This is a genomic window from Streptomyces sp. GL_140 (assembly GCF_057834465.1).
Window position 1 is genome coordinate 2,005,216 of sequence record NZ_CM174404.1, and the last position, 22,048, is coordinate 2,027,263.

The window sequence follows — 22,048 nt, forward strand, 5'->3', positions numbered from 1 at the left end:
CGGTTCAGCTCCTGTTTTCGTACGGACGGGGGCCGGTCGGCGCGTCCAGCGCGGTCAGCGCGGAGCGCAGCCCCCTGTGCACATCCTCGTACACCTCGAGGTGTCCGTCCGCCGGGAGCCCGTCCGCGTCCGCCAGCCGCTCCAGCCGCGCGTCGACCTCGGCGTGCCCGGTGGGCGTGCGTACGAGGCCCAGCGCGACCGGCCCGGCGGGCCCGTCGGCGGCCCCCGCTCCGTCCGGGTCCTGCGGCGCGTCGGGCGCGGGCACGGGCACGTCTTCGGTCATGCCCAAGACGCTACCCGGTAGCGCGCCGCGACCACGCACGGCTCTGCGGTACGGTCGGGATCACGATGGCTACGATCGAGGAGTGCCGTGAAGCACTCGACCAACTCTCCGACAACCTGGCACGGGCCGAAGGCGACGTGCGCGGTGCGACCGCGCTCGACCGCTCGCTGAGCTGCCACATCACCGACCTGGACCGGACGTTCACGGGCCGCCTCGACGGAGGCCGGATCCGGGTGGACGCGGTGGTACCGGGCCCGCCGCCCGCCAAGGCCGGGATCCGCCTCGCCATGACCGGCGACGACCTGGTCGCCCTGGTCGCGGGCGACCTCAAGTTCGCCAGGGCCTGGGCCTCCGGCCGCATCCGCCTGGAAGCCGGCTTCCGCGACCTCCTGAGGCTCAAGAGCCTGCTGTAAATCCAACCCGCCTAAATCCAGCCCCGCCAAATCCAGCCCGGCCGGCGTTTGAGGCGCGGGGTCTGGGGCGGAGCCCCAGGAAACGGCGCCGCACCCGGCTACTCGACCCCCGCCACAACACGGGCACGTGCCCCCCGAGCCGCGGGAACGACCAGCGGAGTCCCCGTCTCCGGATCCGCGATGACCTGACACCGCAGCCCGAACACCCGTTCCACCAGCTCCGCCGTCACCACCTCGCCCGGCGGCCCCTCCGCGACGACCTTCCCGCCCCGCATCGCGATCAGGTGCGTCGCGTAGCGGGCCGCATGGTTCAGGTCGTGCAGCACGGCCACCAGCGTCCGGCCCCGGCTCTCGTGGAGCTCCGCGCACAGGTCCAGCACGTCGATCTGGTGCTGGATGTCCAGGTACGTGGTCGGCTCGTCCAGCAGCAGCAGCGGCGTCTGCTGCGCCAGCGCCATCGCGATCCACACCCGCTGGCGCTGGCCGCCCGACAGCTCGTCCACGGCCCGGTCGGCGAGCTCGGCGACCCCGGTGGAGGCCATCGACTCGGCGACGATCCGCTCGTCCTCCCGCGACCACTGCCGCAGCAGCCCCTGGTGCGGGTAGCGGCCGCGCGAGACCAGGTCTCCGACCGTGATCCCGTCGGGCGCGATCGAGGACTGCGGCAGCAGCCCCAGCGTCTTGGCCACCTTCTTCGCCGGCATCGACCCGATGGCCTGCCCGTCGAGCAGCACCCGCCCCTGCGAGGGCTTCAGCATCCGCGCCAGGGCCCGCAACAAGGTGGACTTGCCGCAGGCGTTGGGGCCGACGATCACGGTGAAGGAGTTGTCCGGGATCTCCACCGACAGGTTCTCGGCGATGACCCGCTGGTCGTAGCCGAGGGTCACGTTCTCCGCGGTCAGCCGCTGCACTTGCCTGCTCCTCTGGTCGCTCACGCCGCTCCGGTTCCTCATATGCGGCCCGCCTTGCGCTCGGTGACGAGCAGCCACAACAGGTAGACGCCGCCGACCAGGCCCGTCACCACGCCCACCGGCAGCTGGTCGGCCCCGAAGGCCCGCTGCGAGGCCCAGTCGGACACCAGCAGCAGCAGGGAGCCCATCAGCGCGCCGGTCAGCAGGCTCGCGCCGGGCGACCGGGTCAGCCGGCGTGCCAACTGCGGTGCGGCCAGCGCCACGAAACTGATCGGCCCGGCCGCGGCGCTGGCCGCGGTGGTGAGCAGGATCGCCGCCACCATCAGGAGCAGCCGGGTCCGCTCGACCCGCACGCCGAGCGCGTGCGCCGCGTCGTCGCCCATCTCGATCATCCGCAGGGCCCGGCTCCGGCCGAGGACCAGCGGGAACAGCACCGCGCAGGTGACGAGCAGCGGCCAGACCTGCGCCCAGTCCCGGCCGGCCAGCGACCCGGTCAGCCAGACCATCGCGCGGGTGGCGTCGACGAGCTGAGCCTTCGTCAGCAGGTACTGGATGACGGCGGTCAGCATCGCGCAGGCGCCGATTCCGACGAGGACCAGCCGGTAGCCGTGGATGCCCTGCTTGTAGGCGAGCAGGTAGACGAGGAGTCCGGCCACCAGGCCGCCCACGAGCGCCCCGACGGCCACCTCGCCGGCGCCGCCCTTGAAGACGATGATGACGAGCAGCGCGCCGACGGCCGAGCCGTAGCCGAAGCCCAGTACGTCCGGGGAGCCGAGCGGGTTGCGCGAGACGGACTGGAAGACGGCCCCGGCCATGCCGAGGGCCGCGCCGACGAGGATGGCGACCAGGACCCGCGGCAGCCGCAGGTCGTTGACGATGAACTCGTGCGTCGGGGTGCCGTTGCCCAGCAGGGTCCGCACGACGTCCCACGGGGCGATGTCGAAGTCGCCGGTGCCGATGAGGAGCACGGCCGTCGCGAGCGTGAGCAGCAGGAGCAGCGCCCCCACCGCGAGCGCGCGCCGCTCCACGCGCAGCGACATCCCGCCGGGCAGGCGCACCGGCCGGGGTCCGGGACGGCCGGTCCGGGCCGCGGGTTCCTTCCGGCGTGCGGAGGTCACTGTCACAGCTGGGCCATCCTCTTGCGCCGGACGAGGTAGATGAAGACGGGTCCGCCGATGAGGGCGGTGACGATGCCGACCTGGAGTTCGGCCGGCCGGGTGATGACCCGGCCGATGACGTCGGCGCCGAGCAGCAGCACGGGCGAGAGCACCGCCGAGTAGGCGAGCACCCAGCGCATGTCCGGCCCGGTGAACACCCGCACCAGGTGGGGGATCATCAGGCCGACGAAGACGATCGGCCCGCAGGCCGCGGTCGCCGCCCCGCACAGCAGGGTGATGGCCGCCATCGCGCCGATCCGGGTCCGCGTCAGGTTCGCGCCGAGTGCGCGGGCGGTGTCGTCGCCCATCGCCATGGCGTTGAGCGGGCGGCCCAGCATGAGCGCGAGCACGGCGCCGACGATCAGGAAGGGCGCCACTTGCTCGACGGTGTCCATGTTGGCGGAGGCCAGCGATCCCACCGTCCAGAAGCGCAGCTTGTCCAGCGCCTTGCTGTCCATCAGCTGCACGGCGTTGACGTAGCCGACGAGGGCCGCGCTGGCGGCCGTACCGGCGAGCGCGAGGCGCACCGGGGTGGCGGTGCGGCTGCCGCCGAGCACGTACACGAGGACGGATACGAGGGCCGCTCCGAGGAACGCCCACCAGACGAACTCGCTCAGCAAGTCGGCCCCGAAGAAGCTGATCGCCGATACGACGGCGGCCGCGGCCCCTGCGTTGATGCCGAGGATGCCTGGCTCGGCCAGCGGATTGCGGGTCAGTGCCTGCATCACGGCCCCGGACAGGCCGAGGCCGAGCCCGACGAGCATCCCCAGGAGGGTGCGCGGGACCCGCAGGTCCCGCACCACGACGTCGGCGGTGGTTCCGGAGTAGTGGAACAGGCCGTGCCAGACGTCCTGGACGGGTATCTGCTTGGCGCCGACGGCGATGCTCGCCACCGCGATCAGCGCCAGGACGCCGAAGGCGGCCAGCAGCCCGGCGGCTCGCGCGCCGTGGTGTGCGCGGGTGGCGGCCGCCGGCGGCGCCGCGCTCTGTTCGGGGGGACTCTCAACCAACACCAAGTTAGGTTAGCCTACCCTGAGGAATGCTCGGTTCCCCCCCGAGCCGCCGGCGCTCCCGCGCCCCGCCTCCTGCAGCCCGCCTCCTACAGCCCCAGCCGGGCCAGCGCCTTCTCCGCGTCCAGACCGCACGCACCGTCCCCGGCGTACGTCCAGGCCGCCGCGCACAGCGCCCGAAGCCCGTCGATGGCCGACTGCTCGCCGAGCACACCCGACGCGTCGCCGTCCCCGCCCCGCAGCTCCAGTACGCCGTCCAGCGCCACCGCGGTCCAGTCCCCGCAGCGGAAGCCGCCCCCGGCACCCCCGGCCGGCACCACCTCGGGCTGCCCGGTCAGCATCCCGCGCAGGTCCCGGTCGACGTAGGTGGGCCGGTACTTCGGCTCGGCCCTCAGCAGCTGCGCTCCGTCGGTCACCCCGGTCAGCACCAGCAGCGAGTCCACCTCCCCGTTGAAGGCGCCCTCGATGTCGGTGTCCAGCCGGTCCCCCACCACCAGCGGCCGCTCCGCCCCGGTCCGCAGCACGGTCTCCCGGTGCATCGGGGGCAGCGGCTTGCCCGCCACCTGCGGCTCCGCGCCCGTGGCGATCCGTACGACCTCCACCGCGGCCCCGTTGCCCGGCGCGATCCCCCGCGCCCCCGGAATCGTCAGATCGGTGTTCGACGCGTACCACGGCACCCCGCGGTTGATCGCGTACGAGGCCTCCGCGAACCGCCCCCACGGCAGGTCGGGACCCCCGTACCCCTGGACCACCGCCGCGAGGCCCTCCTCCTCGGCCGAGTCCACCGGCACCAGCCCGCGCTCGCGCAGCGCGACCCGCAGCCCCTCGCCACCGATGACCAGCACCTTCGAGCCCGGCGCCACCTGCTCCGCGATGAGCCGGGCCACGGCCTGCGCCGAGGTGATCACCTCGGCGGCCTCCGTCGGGATCCCGAGCTCGCCCAGGTGCTCGGCGACCGCGTCCGGGGTGCGCAGCGCGTTGTTCGTGACGTACGCGAGGTGCATCCCGTCGGCCCGCGCCGCGGCCAGCGACTCCACGGCGTGCGCGATGGCCTGGCCGCCCGCGTACACCACCCCGTCGAGATCGAGCAGAGCCGTGTCGTACGCCTGGTGCAGACTCCGCTCACTGCCCGCGGGACTGGTCCTGCTCTGCCGGGTCATGGTGTCCGCTCCTCGTGCCATAGATCCTGTCCGGTTTCCCTATACCCTGATCATCCCGTATGCCGAGACGCGTCTACGATTCTCCAATGACCACCTCTGGCACCGCCGACCATGGACTGCGGCTGATCCCCTTCCACGGCCTGCGCTACGTCCCCGAGCGCGTCGGCAGCCTGGCCGCCGTCACCTCGCCGCCGTACGACGTGGTCGTGCGCCCCGACGGACTCGACCACCTCGAGTCCGCCGACCCGCACAACATCGTCCGCCTGATCCTGCCGCAGGCCGACACCCCCGACGCCCGCAACCGGCAGGCGGCCCGCACCCTGCGCGACTGGCTCGGCGAGGGCATCCTCAGCGCCGACCCGGACGCCGCGCTGTACGTCTACGAGCAGCGCAAGGGCGATCTGCTGCAGCGCGGCATCATCGGCGCCCTCGCCCTCTCCACCGCCGAAGCCGGCATCGTCCTCCCCCACGAGGACGTCATGCCCCACGTGGTCACCGACAGGGCCGGCCTGATGCGGGCCACCTCGGCGAACCTCGAACCGCTCCTGCTGACCTACCTCGGCGACGATCCGGCCGCGGGCGCCGCCGCGGTCGTCGAGCGCACCGCGCGGACCACCCCGCTGTTCTCCACCACCACCGAGGACGGCTTCCAGCACCGGCTGTGGGCCGTCAGCGACCCCGCCGGTCTGGCGGCCATCACCGCCGACCTGGGCGACCGCCAGGCCCTCATCGCCGACGGCCACCACCGCTGGGCGACGTACCTGCGCCTCCAGGAGGAGCACGGCTCCCCCACCGCGTGGGACTTCGGCCTGGTCCTCCTCGTGGACACCGCCCGCTACCCGCTCCAGGTCCGTGCCATCCACCGGATGCTGCGCCAGCTCCCGCTGCCCGCCGCGCTGGCCGCCCTCGACGGCCACTTCCGGGTCCGCCCGGTCGACGGCCCGCTGGCGATGGCCATGGAGGCCCTGGAGGAGGCCGCGGAGCGCGGCAACGCCTTCCTGCTCACCGGGGACGGCACCTTCCACCTGGTCACCGACCCCGATCCGGCCCTCATCGAGCGCACGGTCCGCCGCGACCGCCCGGAGGCCTGGCGCAGACTGGACGCCACCGTTCTGCACGCGACCCTCCTGGACACCCTCTGGGGCATCCCCGACACCCCCGAGCAGATCGTGTACATCCACGACACAGCGGCCACCGTCGACATGGCGGAGCGCAACGGCGGCACGGCGGTCCTGATGCACCCCGTACGGGAGGCGGTCGTCCGGGACCTGGCCCGCCAGGGCGTGACGATGCCCCGCAAGTCCACCTCCTTCGGCCCCAAGCCGGCCACCGGCCTGGTGCTGCGGAGCCTGGACTGACCGGCCCGGACCGACAAAAAAAGGGCGGTACCCCCATCGGGGGTACCGCCCTTTCTCAGTTCACTCAGCCGTTGTCACGGGCCTTGTCCGCGTCACGGTGGTCCGCGCCACGGTCGCGGTCGTCCTCGTCGTCCCCGTCCAGGACGACGATCTCGTCGGTGACGTCGACATCGGCGTCACCGTCGGCGCCGCCCTCGTACTCGTCGTCGTCCTCGTCGTAGTACTCGGCCTGGTCGGAAGCCCGCTCCGCGGCCGCGACCTCGGGGTCGTCGTCCTCGTCCTCGTCGTCGTCGTCGAACTGGTCCTCGACGCCGACGCCGTCCTGGACGTCGTCCTCGTCATCGGCGGCCGCATCGACGAACTCGACGCCGTCCAGCTCGGCGAGCCGGTCGGAGGCGTCCGTGGCCCCGTCCTTGTCCGCCTCGAGGGTCTTGGCGAACCACTCGCGCGCCTCGTCCTCACGGCCGGCGGCCAGCAGGGCGTCGGCGTAGGCGTACCGCAGACGCGCGGTCCACGGCTGCACGGAGCTGGAGGCCAGCTCGGGGCTCTGCAGGGTCACGATGGCGGCATCGAGCTGGTCCATGTCCCGACGAGCACCGGCCGCGACCAGGCGCATCTCGACCTGGCCGGCCTTGTCCAGCTTCTGCACCTCGGGCTCACCGGCCATCGCCAGCGCCCGCTCCGGACGGCCGAGGCCGCGCTCGCAGTCGGCGATGACGGGCCACAGCTCGACGGAACCGGTCATGCGCTTGGCAGCACGGAACTCCGCGATCGCCTCGGCGTACTTCTGCGTGGCGTACGCGGCGAAGCCGGCGGCCTCGCGCACGGCGGCGACACGGGAGGCCAGACGCAGGGCGATGCGCGAGTACGCGTACGCCTGCTCCGGGTCCTCGTCGATCAGCCGGGCCACCATCACCAGGTTCTTGGAGACTTCCTCGGCCAGGCCCTTGGGCAGGCTCAGGAGCTCCTGACGGACATCGGAGTCGATCTCGAAACCGGTGACGTCGTCGTCGATCGGAAGCCGCTTGACCGGGTCGCGGTCGGCACGGAAGTCACGGTCGCCGCCACGGTCGTCACGGCCGCGGAACCCACCGCGGTCGCCGCCGCGGTCGTCACGGCGCGGGTACGACGGACGGTCGCCGCCACGGTCGTCGCGACCGCCGCGGAAGCCACCGCGGTCGTCATCACGACGCGGGAACGACGGACGGTCGCCACCACGGTCGTCACGACGGGGGTAGCTCGGACGGTCGCCACCACCGGTGGGACGGCCGCCACGGTCGTCGTCACGGCGCGGGTAGCTGGGGCGGTCGCCGCCACGGTCGTCGCGACCGCCGCGGAAGCCGCCGCGGTCGTCATCACGACGCGGGAACGAGGGACGGTCGCCACCACGGTCGTCACGACGGGGGAACGACGGACGGTCACCGCGGTCGTTGCCGCGGAAGCCGCCGCGGTCGTCATCACGACGGGGGTACGACGGACGGTCGCCACCACGGTCGTCACGACGGGGGTAGCTCGGACGGTCGCCACCACCGGTGGGACGCCCACCCCGGTCGTCATCGCGACGCGGGTAGCTGGGGCGGTCGCCACGGTCGTTGCCGCGGAAGCCGCCACCGGAAGGACGCTCACCCCGGTCGCTGCCACGGAACGGCGGACGGTCGCCACCACGGTCGTCACGACGCGGGAAGGACGGACGGTCGCCGCCACGGTCGTCGCGACCGCCGCGGAAGCCGCCGCGGTCGTCATCACGACGCGGGAACGAGGGACGGTCGCCACCACGGTCGTCACGACGGGGGAACGACGGACGGTCACCGCGGTCGTTGCCGCGGAAGCCGCCACCGGAAGGACGCTCACCCCGGTCGTTGCCACGGAACGGCGGACGGTCGCCACCACGGTCGTCACGACGGGGGAAGGACGGACGGTCACCGCGGTCGTTGCCGCGGAAGCCACCGCCGGAGGGACGCTCGCCCCGGTCGCTGCCACGGAACGGCGGACGGTCGCCACCACGGTCGTCACGACGGGGGTAGCTCGGACGGTCGCCACCACCGGTGGGACGGCCGCCACGGTCGTCGTCACGGCGCGGGTAGCTGGGGCGGTCGCCGCCACGGTCGTCGCGACCGCCGCGGAAGCCGCCGCGGTCGTCATCACGACGCGGGAACGAGGGACGGTCGCCACCACGGTCGTCACGACGGGGGAACGACGGACGGTCACCGCGGTCGTTGCCGCGGAAGCCGCCACCGGAGGGACGCTCACCCCGGTCGTTGCCACGGAACGGCGGACGGTCGCCACCACGGTCGTCACGACGCGGGAAGGACGGACGGTCGCCACCACCGGTGGGACGGCCGCCACGGTCGTCGTCACGGCGCGGGTAGCTGGGGCGGTCGCCGCCACGGTCGTTGCCGCGGAAGCCACCGCCACCGGCGGGACGGCCACCACGGTCGTCACGGCGGAAACCGCCATCACCGGCTCCGGCGCCGGCCGGACGGCCACCGCGGTCATCGCGACGGAAGGGCGGACGGTCGCCGCCACGGCTGTCGTCACGGCCCCCGCGGTAGCCGCCCCTGTCACCGCCGTCGTTGCGCCGAGGCTCGCGCTCCGGACGATCGTCGGGAGAGTTGGACATGGGTGTGACTCCTGTCGTCGGGGTACCGCTAGTCATTCTCGCGCAGCCAACCCATGGCCGCGCTTCGGCGAAAAGCTCTGGAAAACAAAAAAGACCCCTGGTCCAGCGTTGAACGCTGGACCAGGGGTCCTTTGAAAAATTGTTCGGCGGTGTCCTACTCTCCCACAGGGTCCCCCCTGCAGTACCATCGGCGCTGAAAGGCTTAGCTTCCGGGTTCGGAATGTAACCGGGCGTTTCCCTAACGCTATGACCACCGAAACCCTAATCGGTTTCGAGCGAACAAGCACACTTTATAGTTATGTTCTAGCTCTAGAAACCAGCAACCGTTCGTTGCTTCAGAACTAACACAGTGGACGCGAGCAACTGAGGACAAGCCCTCGGCCTATTAGTACCAGTCAGCTCCACCCGTTACCGGGCTTCCACATCTGGCCTATCAACCCAGTCGTCTACTGGGAGCCTTACCCTCTCAAGGAGGTGGGAATACTCATCTTGAAGCAGGCTTCCCGCTTAGATGCTTTCAGCGGTTATCCCTCCCGAACGTAGCCAACCAGCCATGCCCTTGGCAGGACAACTGGCACACCAGAGGTTCGTCCGTCCCGGTCCTCTCGTACTAGGGACAGCCCTTCTCAATATTCCTACGCGCACAGCGGATAGGGACCGAACTGTCTCACGACGTTCTAAACCCAGCTCGCGTACCGCTTTAATGGGCGAACAGCCCAACCCTTGGGACCGACTCCAGCCCCAGGATGCGACGAGCCGACATCGAGGTGCCAAACCATCCCGTCGATATGGACTCTTGGGGAAGATCAGCCTGTTATCCCCGGGGTACCTTTTATCCGTTGAGCGACGGCGCTTCCACAAGCCACCGCCGGATCACTAGTCCCGACTTTCGTCCCTGCTCGACCCGTCGGTCTCACAGTCAAGCTCCCTTGTGCACTTACACTCAACACCTGATTGCCAACCAGGCTGAGGGAACCTTTGGGCGCCTCCGTTACTTTTTGGGAGGCAACCGCCCCAGTTAAACTACCCATCAGACACTGTCCCTGATCCGGATCACGGACCGAGGTTAGACATCCAGCACGACCAGAGTGGTATTTCAACGGCGACTCCACCATGACTGGCGTCACAGCTTCAAAGTCTCCCACCTATCCTACACAAGCCGAACCGAACACCAATATCAAACTATAGTAAAGGTCCCGGGGTCTTTCCGTCCTGCTGCGCGAAACGAGCATCTTTACTCGTAGTGCAATTTCACCGGGCCTATGGTTGAGACAGTCGAGAAGTCGTTACGCCATTCGTGCAGGTCGGAACTTACCCGACAAGGAATTTCGCTACCTTAGGATGGTTATAGTTACCACCGCCGTTTACTGGCGCTTAAGTTCTCAGCTTCGCCACACCGAAATGTGACTAACCGGTCCCCTTAACGTTCCAGCACCGGGCAGGCGTCAGTCCGTATACATCGCCTTACGGCTTCGCACGGACCTGTGTTTTTAGTAAACAGTCGCTTCTCGCTGGTCTCTGCGGCCACCCCCAGCTCAGGAAGCAAGTTCCTTCACCAGTGATGGCCCCCCTTCTCCCGAAGTTACGGGGGCATTTTGCCGAGTTCCTTAACCATAGTTCACCCGAACGCCTCGGTATTCTCTACCTGACCACCTGAGTCGGTTTAGGGTACGGGCCGCCATGAAACTCGCTAGAGGCTTTTCTCGACAGCATAGGATCATCCACTTCACCACAATCGGCTCGGCATCAGGTCTCAGCCTTATATGAGGGACGGATTTGCCTACCCCTCGGCCTACACCCTTACCCCGGGACTACCACCGCCCGGGCTGGACTACCTTCCTGCGTCACCCCATCGCTTACCTACTACAAGTCTGGTTCGTCGGCTCCACCACTTTCCTTTCCCCGAAGGGTCCGGAACGGCTTCACGGACTTAGCATCGCCTGATTCGATATTGGGCGTTTCAAAGCGGGTACCGGAATATCAACCGGTTGTCCATCGACTACGCCTGTCGGCCTCGCCTTAGGTCCCGACTTACCCTGGGCAGATCAGCTTGACCCAGGAACCCTTAGTCAATCGGCGCACACGTTTCTCACGTGTGTATCGCTACTCATGCCTGCATTCTCACTCGTGAACCGTCCACAACTAGCTTCCGCTGCTGCTTCACCCGGCACACGACGCTCCCCTACCCATCACAGCGGGCGTTGGCCCTATTGCTGCAATGACACGACTTCGGCGGTACGCTTGAGCCCCGCTACATTGTCGGCGCGGAATCACTTGACCAGTGAGCTATTACGCACTCTTTCAAGGGTGGCTGCTTCTAAGCCAACCTCCTGGTTGTCTCTGCGACTCCACATCCTTTCCCACTTAGCGTACGCTTAGGGGCCTTAGTCGATGCTCTGGGCTGTTTCCCTCTCGACCATGGAGCTTATCCCCCACAGTCTCACTGCCACGCTCTCACTTACCGGCATTCGGAGTTTGGCTAAGGTCAGTAACCCGGTAGGGCCCATCGCCTATCCAGTGCTCTACCTCCGGCAAGAAACACGTGACGCTGCACCTAAATGCATTTCGGGGAGAACCAGCTATCACGGAGTTTGATTGGCCTTTCACCCCTAACCACAGGTCATCCCCCAGGTTTTCAACCCTGGTGGGTTCGGTCCTCCACGAAGTCTTACCTCCGCTTCAACCTGCCCATGGCTAGATCACTCCGCTTCGGGTCTAGAGCGTGCAACTCAATCGCCCTATTCGGACTCGCTTTCGCTACGGCTTCCCCACACGGGTTAACCTCGCTACACACCGCTAACTCGCAGGCTCATTCTTCAAAAGGCACGCAGTCACGACCGTTATTCCGAAGAATAACGGCGACGCTCCCACGGCTTGTAGGCACACGGTTTCAGGTACTATTTCACTCCGCTCCCGCGGTACTTTTCACCATTCCCTCACGGTACTATCCGCTATCGGTCACCAGGGAATATTTAGGCTTAGCGGGTGGTCCCGCCAGATTCACACGGGATTTCTCGGGCCCCGTGCTACTTGGGAGATTCTTAAGCAAGCCGCTGATGTTTCGTCTACGGGGGTCTTACCCTCTACGCCGGACCTTTCGCATGTCCTTCGACTACATCAACGGTTTCTGACTCGCCGACCGGCCGGCAGACCGATCAAAAGAATTCCCACAACCCCGCATGCGCAACCCCTGCCGGGTATCACACGCATACGGTTTGGCCTGATCCGGTTTCGCTCGCCACTACTCCCGGAATCACGGTTGTTTTCTCTTCCTGCGGGTACTGAGATGTTTCACTTCCCCGCGTTCCCTCCACACTGCCTATGTGTTCAGCAGTGGGTGACAGCCCATGACGACTGCCGGGTTTCCCCATTCGGACACCCCCGGATCAAAGCTCAGTTGGCAGCTCCCCGGGGCCTATCGCGGCCTCTCACGTCCTTCATCGGTTCCTGGTGCCAAGGCATCCACCGTGCGCCCTTAAAAACTTGGCCACAGATGCTCGCGTCCACTGTGTAGTTCTCAAGCAACGACCAGCCACCCACCACCCTCACCTACTAGAAGTGAAGTTCACTGGGGCCGGCATCGCAGAAGATAAGACCTTACGGCCGTACCCTCAGATACCCAACAACGTGCCAAGCACGATCCCCGCCACTCAAACTGTTTTCCACGCCGAAGCAGTACTCACAGAAGGTTTTGGAAACCGTGCCAACTAATCAACGTTCCACCCTGAGCTGACCGTGCAGAACGTTTGTCTGCAATCGGTACTGTGCTCCTTAGAAAGGAGGTGATCCAGCCGCACCTTCCGGTACGGCTACCTTGTTACGACTTCGTCCCAATCGCCAGTCCCACCTTCGACAGCTCCCTCCCTTACGGGTTGGGCCACCGGCTTCGGGTGTTACCGACTTTCGTGACGTGACGGGCGGTGTGTACAAGGCCCGGGAACGTATTCACCGCAGCAATGCTGATCTGCGATTACTAGCAACTCCGACTTCATGGGGTCGAGTTGCAGACCCCAATCCGAACTGAGACCGGCTTTTTGAGATTCGCTCCACCTCACGGTATCGCAGCTCATTGTACCGGCCATTGTAGCACGTGTGCAGCCCAAGACATAAGGGGCATGATGACTTGACGTCGTCCCCACCTTCCTCCGAGTTGACCCCGGCGGTCTCCTGTGAGTCCCCATCACCCCGAAGGGCATGCTGGCAACACAGGACAAGGGTTGCGCTCGTTGCGGGACTTAACCCAACATCTCACGACACGAGCTGACGACAGCCATGCACCACCTGTATACCGACCACAAGGGGGGCACTATCTCTAATGCTTTCCGGTATATGTCAAGCCTTGGTAAGGTTCTTCGCGTTGCGTCGAATTAAGCCACATGCTCCGCTGCTTGTGCGGGCCCCCGTCAATTCCTTTGAGTTTTAGCCTTGCGGCCGTACTCCCCAGGCGGGGAACTTAATGCGTTAGCTGCGGCACCGACGACGTGGAATGTCGCCAACACCTAGTTCCCAACGTTTACGGCGTGGACTACCAGGGTATCTAATCCTGTTCGCTCCCCACGCTTTCGCTCCTCAGCGTCAGTAATGGCCCAGAGATCCGCCTTCGCCACCGGTGTTCCTCCTGATATCTGCGCATTTCACCGCTACACCAGGAATTCCGATCTCCCCTACCACACTCTAGCTAGCCCGTATCGAATGCAGACCCGAGGTTAAGCCTCGGGCTTTCACATCCGACGTGACAAGCCGCCTACGAGCTCTTTACGCCCAATAATTCCGGACAACGCTTGCGCCCTACGTATTACCGCGGCTGCTGGCACGTAGTTAGCCGGCGCTTCTTCTGCAGGTACCGTCACTTTCGCTTCTTCCCTGCTGAAAGAGGTTTACAACCCGAAGGCCGTCATCCCTCACGCGGCGTCGCTGCATCAGGCTTTCGCCCATTGTGCAATATTCCCCACTGCTGCCTCCCGTAGGAGTCTGGGCCGTGTCTCAGTCCCAGTGTGGCCGGTCGCCCTCTCAGGCCGGCTACCCGTCGTCGCCTTGGTGGGCCATTACCCCACCAACAAGCTGATAGGCCGCGGGCTCATCCTTCACCGCCGGAGCTTTTAACCCCCGCCCATGCAGGCAGGAGTGTTATCCGGTATTAGACCCCGTTTCCAGGGCTTGTCCCAGAGTGAAGGGCAGATTGCCCACGTGTTACTCACCCGTTCGCCACTAATCCACCCCGAAGGGCTTCATCGTTCGACTTGCATGTGTTAAGCACGCCGCCAGCGTTCGTCCTGAGCCAGGATCAAACTCTCCATGAATGTTTACCCGTAATCGGGTGCACACGCACTTAGAGCGGGACAGTCATGTCGGAATAAGACCGACCGTCCACTGCGTCCTCGCTGTGTAATTGCCTGCAAGCATCACGGCAGAACCGCGACCTCACAGGTCTTTTTCAAAGGAACCTCATCCACCGAAATGGACGGGGTATCAACTTTTTGGCGTTGATTTTTGGCACGCTGTTGAGTTCTCAAGGAACGGACGCTTCCTTTGTTCCTGTTTCCAGGCCCTCCGGGCGCTTCCTTCGTTTCCAACTCTACCAGATCATTTCCGCGCCGTTTCCGGCTTGGATTTGAATTCGGTGGCCGTTGGGGGCCTGTGCCTTTCGGCGCTCCACCACATTAGCGCTTATCCCGTGCGGCTCATAATCGGCCGGTTGGGATCGAATTCGGGCATGCCGAATAAGACCCCGCCAGGGGTAAGTCGTAGGTGTGGGTTGGCCACTCCGGGGGTCTGCTGATGGCAGTGCCCCGTTAAAGTGGCTCGGGCTACGTTAGGCGTCCGCCGGTGCCGAGTCAAGTTGAGCGGCGGCGTGGCGCATGGGCGCGGTACGGGCTCACCGTCGGGTCCTGGGTGATCCAGTAGCGGTAGGGGTGTGCCGCGCCGGCCCCGCCCACTCCGGTGCGCGGACCGTTGCTCACCAGGTCGGGCGAGGTCGAGGTCCCGGCCAGGAGGGTGAGGGGGGAATCCGGACCTCCGCAGAGATCCGCGCCGTCGAGGGAGCGGTCCACGTCCAGGGCGGTGGCCAGGCGGGCCGGCCCTTTGGCCAGTTCTCGGTCGGTTCTGGCTGAAACCCTACGTTTACGGGCCAGCTCGGCGCCCACCGTGATCTCCCCCGCTCGGAGCAGGACACCGCTCGCGTGGTCCGGCGGTCCGCACACCAGGTTGAGGCTGAACCACATGCCGTAGATGAAGTAGACGTACGCGTGTCCGGGTGGACCGAACATCGACGCGTTGCGCGCCGTGCGGCCGCGGTAGGCGTGGGAGCCGGGGTCCGACTGCCCCTCGTACGCCTCCACCTCCGTGATGCGCAGTTCGATGGGGCCGTCCGGGGTACGGCGGACCAGGGTGCGGCCGAGGAGGTCCGGGGCGACGGTGAGGACCGGGCGGTCGAAGAAGGACCGGGCCAGGGGCGTACGGTCGGGGCGCGCGCTCATCCGGTCGAGCGTAGTGGAAGAGGCGCACCTGCAACCGGGGCCTAAGGTTCCGCGTTTGTAGGGGTAATCGTCAGAGCCTTCAAGGGGAGTCAGAGCATGGGGTTCAGGAAGCTGTTCGCGAGCCTGGGTGCCGGCGGCGCTTCGGTCGACACGGTCATCACCGAGCCGAACGTGGTGCCGGGCGGGATCGTCCAGGGCGAGGTGCGGATCCAGGGCGGGTCCGTGGAGCAGCAGATCGAGGGGCTGTCCGTCGGGCTCCAGGCGCGGGTGGAGGTGGAGGGCGGTGACCAGGAGTACAAGCAGGACATCGTCTTCACCAAGCAGCGCCTCGGTGGTGCCTTCCAGGTACAGGCGGGCGCGGTGCACGTGGTGCCGTTCGGGCTGGAGATCCCGTGGGAGACGCCGATCACCCACTTCGGCGGCCGTCACCTGAACGGGATGAACATCGGGGTCAGCACCGAGCTGGAGATCGCGCGCGCGGTGGACGCCGGTGACCTCGACCCGATCAACGTGCACCCGGTGCCGGCGCAGCAGGCGATCCTCGACGCCTTCGTGCAGCTGGGCTTCTCCTTCCGCAGTGCGGACATGGAGCGCGGGCACATCCGGGGGACGCGCCAGACCCTGCCCTTCTACCAGGAGATCGAGTTCCTGCCGCCGTCGCAGTACCGGGGGCTGAACCAGGTCGAGCTGACCTTCGTCTCCGACGGCCGCGAGATGGACGTCGTCCTGGAGATGGACAAGAAGCCGGGTCTGTTCAGCGAGGGCAGCGACACCTACCGCTGCTTCCAGGTCGGGCTGCAGTCCTACCAGGGGACCGACTGGGCGGCGTACATGAACCAGTGGATCGCGTCCGTGGGTTCTCAGCGCAACTGGTTCTAGGGGCACTCTAGGCTCGGGGTGGTACGCGTATCCGATTGTGGAGGTTCAGCAGTGGCCGAACAGAGCAGGGCACCTCTTCCGCACGCATTCCACCCCGAGGTGCACGCCTTCTCCGTGGTGAGTGCGGACATCGAGCCCGGGGCCGATCTGGCGGACGCCCAGGTCCTCTCCGGCGGGAACCTCTCTCCGCAGCTGCGGTGGGAGGGGTTTCCGGAGGGGACGAAGAGCTTCGCCGTGACCTGTTTCGACCCGGACGCTCCGACGGGCAGCGGGTTCTGGCACTGGGTCCTCTTCGACCTGCCGGTTTCGGTGACCGAGCTGCCGGCCGGGGCGGGCAGCGGGAAGTTCGAGGGGTTGCCGGCCGGCTCCGTGCACGTACGGAACGACTACGGCACCAAGGACTTCGGCGGGGCGGCTCCGCCGGCCGGTGAGCGGCACCGGTATGTGTTCACCGTGTACGCGGTGGACTCGGAGAAGCTGGGTCCCGGTGCGGAGGTCTCGCCGGCGGTCGTCGGGTTCAATCTGCGCTTCCACACGCTGGGGCGGGCGCAGCTGATCGGTGAGTACGAAGCCCCCGCGGGCTGATCATTCCGCTTCTCGTTCTCCGAGCGTTTGCCCGGTCCTGGTCTAAAGACGGCCAGGACCGGGCATTTTTATTGCGTTGTCCCGCGTGGCGCGCGCGACCAGAGTGGTCGCGGGCCCTGCCGCCATGGTGGTCGCGGGCCTGCACACGGGAGGTGGGCGAGATGCGGGACACGCTGGTGCTGAATGCGAGCTTCGAGCCGCTGTCGACGGTGACGCTGAACCGGGCCGTGGTCCTGGTCCTTCAGGACAAGGCCGTCGTCGAACAGTCGCACCCCGAGCTGCGTGTGCGCGCGGCCACCATGGATCTTCCGCTGCCCCGGGTGATCAGGCTCTGCAGGTACGTCCGGGTGCCCTTCCGAAGACATGCTCCCTGGTCACGAAGGGGGGTGTTGGTCCGGGACCAACACCGGTGCGCGTACTGCGGGAAGCGCGCGACGACCGTGGACCACGTACTTCCGCGGGCCCAGGGCGGTGGGGACACCTGGCTGAACACGGTGGCCTCGTGCGCCGAGGACAACCACCGCAAGGCGGCGCGGACTCCGGAGGAGGCGGGGATGCCGCTCCTCCGGAAGCCGTTCGTGCCTTCGCCCGCGGACGCGATGCTGCTCGCGCTGGGGGTGGGCGGGCGCGATCCCCTGCCGGAGTGGCTGGGGCGTTCCGCGTAGGACGGTTTCGTCCTGACGCGTAGACGGCTGCGTTGGGCGGCGTACCTGGGGTACGCCGCTCAGCGGAGCAGCAGCTGGACGATCGCGATGATCCCGACGGTCACGATGACCGCGCGCAGGACGGTGGGCGAGAGCTTGCGGCCGACCTTGGCGCCGATCTGGCCGCCGATGGTGGATCCGACGGCGATGAGCAGGACGGCCGTCCAGTCGAACTCGGCGACGAAGAGGAAGAAGACGGCCGCGATGCCGTTCACCATCGCCGCGACGACGTTCTTCACCGCGTTGATCCGCTGGAGGTCCTCGCGAAGCAGCAGCCCCATCAGCCCGAGGTAGAGCACGCCCTGCGCGGCGCCGAAGTAGCCCCCGTACGCACTGGAGAGCAGCATTCCGGTGAGCAGGGCCGGTCCCCCGTCGGGGTGGCCCGTACCGGCTCCGGCAGCCTCCTGGCGCCTGCGCAGAGCGGCGGCCAGCCGGGGCTGGAAGATGACGAGCACGAGGGCCAGGCCGATGAGGACGGGCACGATCGTGTCGAAGGAGTCCGAGGGCAGGGTCAGGAGCAGGACGGCGCCCGCGAGTCCGCCGACGAGGGAGACCGCCCCGAGCCGCAGGATGCGGCTGCGCTGGCCCTGGAGCTCCTTGCGGTAGCCGAGGGCTCCGCTGAGCGAGCCGGGCACGAGACCCAGGGTGTTGGAGACGTTCGCGGTGACCGGCGGCAGGCCGGTGGCGAGCAGCACCGGGAAGGTGATCAGGGTGCCGGAGCCGACGATGGTGTTGATGGTGCCGGCGCCGACGCCGGCGGCGAAGACCGCCAGGGATTCCCAGAGAGACATCGAGAAGGCAGACACAGCCGTCCCCTTTGCATGAGTGAGTCGCCTCCCCGCCATGAAGGTCGAGGGGCCTCACTGATCATGCAGGAGGAGACGGGCGGTTCAGTCGATGGGGGGCTGTTCGCGGCGCTCCGCGGCGGCCTTGTCGGCCGCGTCGCCGCCGTCCTTGCCGATGTTGCCCGGGTTGAAGCCCGAAGCGGCGCCCATCGGACCGAAGTTGCCCATCGCGCCGGAGAGCCCCTTGAGGGCGTCGCCGATCTCGCTGGGGACGATCCAGAGCTTGTTCGCGTCGCCCTCGGCGAGCTTCGGGAGCATCTGGAGGTACTGGTAGGCGAGCAGCTTCTGGTCGGCGTCACCGGCGTGGATGGACTCGAAGACCGTACGGATGGCCTGGGCCTCGCCCTCGGCGCGCAGGGCGGCGGCCTTGGCGTCACCCTCGGCGCGCAGGATGGAGGACTGCTTCTCACCTTCGGCGCGCAGGATCTCGGACTGGCGGACACCCTCGGCCTGGAGGATCGCGGCGCGCTTGTCGCGGTCGGCGCGCATCTGCTTCTCCATCGAGTCCTGGATGGAGGTCGGCGGCTCGATGGCCTTGAGTTCCACGCGGTTGACGCGGATGCCCCACTTGCCGGTGGCCTCGTCGAGGACCCCGCGCAGCGCCGCGTTGATCTCCTCGCGGGAGGTCAGGGTCCGCTCCAGGTCCATGCCGCCGATGATGTTGCGGAGCGTGGTGACTGTGAGCTGCTCGATGGCCTGGATGTAGCTGGCCACCTCGTACGTCGCGGCGCGGGCGTCGGTCACCTGGTAGTAGATGACCGTGTCGATGTTGACGACCAGGTTGTCCTGGGTGATGACCGGCTGCGGCGGGAAGGGGACGACCTGCTCGCGGAGGTCGATCCGGTTGCGGATCGAGTCGATGAACGGGACGACGATGTTCAGGCCCGCGTTGAGGGTGCGGGTGTAGCGGCCGAACCGTTCGACGATGGCGGCGCTGGCCTGCGGGATCACCTGGATCGTCTTGACCAGTGCGATGAAGACCAGAACCACCAGAATGATCAAAACGATGATGATCGGTTGCATGCGGTTCCCCGTGCCCTTCCGGCTGTCTGTGCTGCCCCGTTCAGCGGAGTCTCGCAGACCCCGGGGCCGCGCGTCGGCTGCTTGCGTAACTGCTGGTCGCCGCGTAGCGCCGGCTTCACATGACGACCGCGGTCGCCCCGTCGATCTCCACCACGTCGACGGACTGGCCCGGTTCGAAGCTGCTGTCCGCGTCGAGGGCGCGGGCCGACCAGATTTCGCCGGCGAGCTTGATCCGGCCGCCTCCGCTCGCGTCGACCCGTTCCAGGACCACGGCGCTGCGGCCCTTCAGGGCGTCGATTCCGCTGCGGTGCTGGGGCTTCTGGTTGCGGCTCCGCTTAGCGATCGGGCGGACCACCGCGAGGAGGGCGACCGAGACGATCACGAAAACCAGTACCTGGGCGACCACTCCCCCGCCGAGCGCCGCCGTGACGGCCGCCGCCACGGCGCCGACCGCGAACATTCCGAATTCGGGCATCGCGGTCAGAACCAGGGGAATGCCCAGTCCGACCGCGCCGATGAGCCACCACACCCACGCGTCGATGTCCACATGGTCATGGTAGGTCGGGTGGGCGCGGTCAGGACAGGGTGCGGGAGTCCCTGCCAGGGCTCGTCGTCAAAGTGGCGTCGTCGCCCGGAGGGCGGCCTCGACCCTTAGCGCAGGGGCAGGCCCTGGGCGGTCCAGCGGTCGTTGCCGTTGCGCTCGACGACGAGCGGCAGCCCGAAGCACAGGGAGAGGTTGCGCGAGGTCAATTCCAGGTCGATGGGACCGGCGGTGACCACCTTGCCCTGGCGGATCATCAGCACGTGGGTGAAACCGGGGGCGATCTCCTCGACGTGGTGCGTGACCATGATCATGGACGGCGCCATGGGGTCGCGGGCCAGCCGGCCGAGGCGGCGTACGAGGTCCTCGCGGCCGCCGAGGTCCAGACCGGCCGCGGGCTCGTCGAGGAGGAGCAGCTCGGGGTCGGTCATCAGGGCGCGGGCGATCAGGGTGCGCTTGCGCTCGCCCTCGGAGAGGGTGCCGAACTTCCGGTCCAGGAATTCCGTCATGCCGAGGCGGTCGAGGAACGCGCGGGCGCGCTGCTCGTCGATGTCCTCGTACTCCTCCTGCCAGGTGGCCGTCATTCCGTACGCGGCGGTGAGGACGGTCTCCAGGACGGTCTGCCGCTTCGGGAGCTTGTCGGCCATCGCGATGCCGGCCATGCCGATGCGGGGGCGCAGCTCGAAGACGTCCACCTTGCCCAGGGTGCTGCCGAGGATGGAGGCGGAGCCCTTGGTGGGGAAGAGGTAGCTGGAGGCGAGGTTCAGCAGGGTGGTCTTCCCGGCGCCGTTGGGGCCGAGGATCACCCAGCGCTCCCCCTCCTTGACCGACCAGGAGACCTGGTCCACCAGCGCCCGGCCCTCGCGGACCACGGATACGTCCACCAGCTCCAGAACATCGCTCATGAGCGTGTTGTCTCCCCTTGCAGTCTCGGTTCGTCTGTGCACCGGAAGGCGCAGCCCCAGGGGAAAACCTACGCCACTCGCGGAGGGGTCCGGGCGCCAGGCCGGGTCCTGGTGCCCCGTCAGTGCGGATCCGTAAAGTAGGGGGATGCTTTTCGAACCACGTTCAGGGCGGCTCGCCGCCTGGGGGAACGCTCTGCTGGCCGGTCTGGTCTCGCCCGACGAGGCCGTTTTGTCGATCGTGGGCGAGGACGCCGTGCACCGCGTGGAGGGGCTCCCCGGGGAATCCGGCCCGGTGGGACTGACCCTCGCGCTGGGGCGGCTGCGGGCGCTGGGGGTGACCGGACTACGGGTCGCCCTGCCGGCGCCGGGGCATCCGCTGGGACTGAGCGGGCCTCCGGAGTTCAATGCGAGGGCGCTGGACGCCGAGGAGGCGGTCCTCGCGGTGGGCGCGGCGGTGGGGCTGGTGCCGGAGGTCCACGAGGCCGGTCCCGAGGGGGACGTGCACGTCTCGGTCGTCTGGCACTGCCTGCCGGTGCGGGAGGCTCCGCCGGCGGACGTGCCCTCGCTCGGCGAGGCGGAGCGGGAGCTGGCGGAGGCGCTGCGCGAGGCCACGGTGGTGCTGACCCGGCTGGACGTGGCCGGATCGGGGCCGGTGGCCCAGGCGGCGCTGTCGGCCTACCGGGCGCGCGCGGAGACCTCGGCCAGGGAGGTACTGGCCCCCGGGTACCCGCCGCGGGCGGTACGGGTGCTGTCGCTGGCGCAGCGGGTGGACCTGATGGTGTCCCTGGCGTACGAGCGGGGACACGGGGCGGCGGTGGCGGCGTCGGAGATGGCCGCGCGGGCGGAGGCCTTGCGGCCCGTGGAGCGGGTCGCTCGGCGGGCGTTGGTCGCGGCGTACAACTCGGCGGTGGAGGAGCGGCTCCGCTAGCCGCGGGGACCGGGCCTGGATCGGCTGCGGCGGTGGGCGCGGCGGTGCCCGCGGCGGTGGGCGCGATTCGGGTGCGGCGCCGCTGCGCGAGCGTCCCCGGCTGCACCGGGCCCTCTGGGGCTCCGCCCCAGACCCCGCGCCTCAAACGCCGGCGGGGCTGGATTTGGCTGGGGACGGCAACGGCCCCGCTTCCCAGGGAGAGGGGGGAAGCGGGGCCGGAGGCGAGCACGGCTACACGGGCGCCGGTTGC

Annotated in this window: 17 protein-coding genes, 3 rRNA genes and 1 pseudogene; 6 read left to right on the forward strand and 15 right to left on the reverse strand. The window is 67.9% G+C overall.

Features of this window, described 5'->3' with window-relative positions; translation table 11 throughout:
* Positions 1–4: 4 nt before the first annotated feature.
* Complete coding sequence (locus AC3IYJ_RS09320; RefSeq protein ID WP_489400844.1) at positions 5–283, reverse strand: hypothetical protein; 279 nt, start codon at positions 281–283, stop codon at positions 5–7.
* A 65-nt stretch (positions 284–348) separates the two neighbouring features.
* Between AC3IYJ_RS09320 and AC3IYJ_RS09325 the strand changes: the two genes are divergently transcribed.
* Positions 349–696, forward strand: a complete 348-nt coding sequence (locus AC3IYJ_RS09325) for a sterol-binding protein (RefSeq protein WP_489400845.1) — start codon at positions 349–351, stop codon at positions 694–696.
* Positions 697–794: 98 nt separating this feature from the next.
* Here the strand turns inward: AC3IYJ_RS09325 and AC3IYJ_RS09330 are convergent, their stop codons facing one another.
* The 4 genes from AC3IYJ_RS09330 to AC3IYJ_RS09345 all read right to left on the reverse strand — a co-directional run bounded on the left by AC3IYJ_RS09330 (position 795) and on the right by AC3IYJ_RS09345 (position 4,934).
* The gene (locus AC3IYJ_RS09330) at positions 795–1,649 is read right to left on the reverse strand and encodes an ABC transporter ATP-binding protein (protein WP_489400846.1); all 855 of its coding nucleotides are present in this window, start codon (positions 1,647–1,649) and stop codon (positions 795–797) included.
* A complete protein-coding gene (locus AC3IYJ_RS09335) occupies positions 1,646–2,647 on the reverse strand; it encodes a FecCD family ABC transporter permease (protein WP_489402756.1) in 1,002 nt (333 codons plus the stop codon). Before AC3IYJ_RS09335 ends, AC3IYJ_RS09330 begins: the two co-directional genes overlap by 4 nt.
* A gap of 80 nt (positions 2,648–2,727) precedes the next feature.
* Complete coding sequence (locus AC3IYJ_RS09340) at positions 2,728–3,777, reverse strand: FecCD family ABC transporter permease (RefSeq protein WP_489400847.1); 1,050 nt, start codon at positions 3,775–3,777, stop codon at positions 2,728–2,730.
* An 86-nt stretch (positions 3,778–3,863) separates the two neighbouring features.
* Positions 3,864–4,934 carry an HAD-IIA family hydrolase gene (locus AC3IYJ_RS09345; RefSeq protein WP_489400848.1) on the reverse strand — a complete coding sequence of 357 codons (1,071 nt, stop codon included), beginning with the start codon at positions 4,932–4,934 and terminating at the stop codon, positions 3,864–3,866.
* An 86-nt stretch (positions 4,935–5,020) separates the two neighbouring features.
* Between AC3IYJ_RS09345 and AC3IYJ_RS09350 the strand changes: the two genes are divergently transcribed.
* On the forward strand, positions 5,021–6,292 hold the full coding sequence (locus AC3IYJ_RS09350; RefSeq protein ID WP_489400849.1) for a DUF1015 family protein: 1,272 nt from the start codon (positions 5,021–5,023) through the stop codon (positions 6,290–6,292).
* A gap of 64 nt (positions 6,293–6,356) precedes the next feature.
* Here the strand turns inward: AC3IYJ_RS09350 and AC3IYJ_RS09355 are convergent, their stop codons facing one another.
* The 6 genes and pseudogenes from AC3IYJ_RS09355 to AC3IYJ_RS09380 all read right to left on the reverse strand — a co-directional run bounded on the left by AC3IYJ_RS09355 (position 6,357) and on the right by AC3IYJ_RS09380 (position 15,388).
* Entirely contained in the window at positions 6,357–7,253 is an 897-nt protein-coding gene (locus AC3IYJ_RS09355; RefSeq protein WP_489402757.1) for a tetratricopeptide repeat protein, read from the reverse strand.
* A 426-nt stretch (positions 7,254–7,679) separates the two neighbouring features.
* Positions 7,680–8,948 (reverse strand): annotated as a pseudogene (locus tag AC3IYJ_RS09360) (hypothetical protein); the annotation flags it as partial.
* Between the two features lie 105 nt (positions 8,949–9,053).
* A 5S ribosomal RNA gene (rrf, locus tag AC3IYJ_RS09365) occupies positions 9,054–9,170 on the reverse strand.
* Positions 9,171–9,277: 107 nt separating this feature from the next.
* Positions 9,278–12,401: ribosomal RNA gene (locus tag AC3IYJ_RS09370) — 23S ribosomal RNA — on the reverse strand.
* Between the two features lie 286 nt (positions 12,402–12,687).
* Positions 12,688–14,212: ribosomal RNA gene (locus AC3IYJ_RS09375) — 16S ribosomal RNA — on the reverse strand.
* The 16S, 23S and 5S rRNA genes sit together here, the layout of an rRNA operon.
* Positions 14,213–14,746: 534 nt before the next feature.
* Complete coding sequence (locus AC3IYJ_RS09380; RefSeq protein ID WP_489400850.1) at positions 14,747–15,388, reverse strand: DNA-3-methyladenine glycosylase; 642 nt, start codon at positions 15,386–15,388, stop codon at positions 14,747–14,749.
* A gap of 96 nt (positions 15,389–15,484) precedes the next feature.
* Between AC3IYJ_RS09380 and AC3IYJ_RS09385 the strand changes: the two genes are divergently transcribed.
* The 3 genes from AC3IYJ_RS09385 to AC3IYJ_RS09395 all read left to right on the forward strand — a co-directional run bounded on the left by AC3IYJ_RS09385 (position 15,485) and on the right by AC3IYJ_RS09395 (position 17,517).
* Complete coding sequence (locus AC3IYJ_RS09385) at positions 15,485–16,267, forward strand: sporulation protein (protein ID WP_489400851.1); 783 nt, start codon at positions 15,485–15,487, stop codon at positions 16,265–16,267.
* Positions 16,268–16,318: 51 nt separating this feature from the next.
* Positions 16,319–16,852, forward strand: a complete 534-nt coding sequence (locus tag AC3IYJ_RS09390) for a YbhB/YbcL family Raf kinase inhibitor-like protein (RefSeq protein WP_489400852.1) — start codon at positions 16,319–16,321, stop codon at positions 16,850–16,852.
* Positions 16,853–17,013: 161 nt separating this feature from the next.
* Positions 17,014–17,517, forward strand: coding sequence for an HNH endonuclease (locus tag AC3IYJ_RS09395; protein WP_384658294.1), 504 nt, complete (start codon positions 17,014–17,016; stop codon positions 17,515–17,517).
* A 59-nt stretch (positions 17,518–17,576) separates the two neighbouring features.
* Here AC3IYJ_RS09395 and AC3IYJ_RS09400 read toward each other — a convergent pair whose 3' ends face one another.
* The 4 genes from AC3IYJ_RS09400 to AC3IYJ_RS09415 form a co-directional block, all read right to left on the reverse strand.
* Positions 17,577–18,347, reverse strand: a complete 771-nt coding sequence (locus tag AC3IYJ_RS09400; protein WP_489400853.1) for a sulfite exporter TauE/SafE family protein — start codon at positions 18,345–18,347, stop codon at positions 17,577–17,579.
* 99 nt (positions 18,348–18,446) lie between these two features.
* The gene (locus AC3IYJ_RS09405) at positions 18,447–19,424 is read right to left on the reverse strand and encodes an SPFH domain-containing protein (protein ID WP_489400854.1); all 978 of its coding nucleotides are present in this window, start codon (positions 19,422–19,424) and stop codon (positions 18,447–18,449) included.
* Positions 19,425–19,539: 115 nt separating this feature from the next.
* Entirely contained in the window at positions 19,540–19,971 is a 432-nt protein-coding gene (locus AC3IYJ_RS09410) for an NfeD family protein (protein ID WP_489400855.1), read from the reverse strand.
* Between the two features lie 104 nt (positions 19,972–20,075).
* Positions 20,076–20,870: an ABC transporter ATP-binding protein gene (locus AC3IYJ_RS09415; protein ID WP_330295693.1), complete on the reverse strand. Its 795-nt coding sequence runs from the start codon at positions 20,868–20,870 to the stop codon at positions 20,076–20,078.
* A 145-nt stretch (positions 20,871–21,015) separates the two neighbouring features.
* Here AC3IYJ_RS09415 and AC3IYJ_RS09420 point away from each other — a divergent pair, with 145 nt between their 5' ends.
* On the forward strand, positions 21,016–21,798 hold the full coding sequence (locus tag AC3IYJ_RS09420; protein ID WP_489400856.1) for a hypothetical protein: 783 nt from the start codon (positions 21,016–21,018) through the stop codon (positions 21,796–21,798).
* The last annotated feature ends 250 nt before the right edge of the window (positions 21,799–22,048 follow it).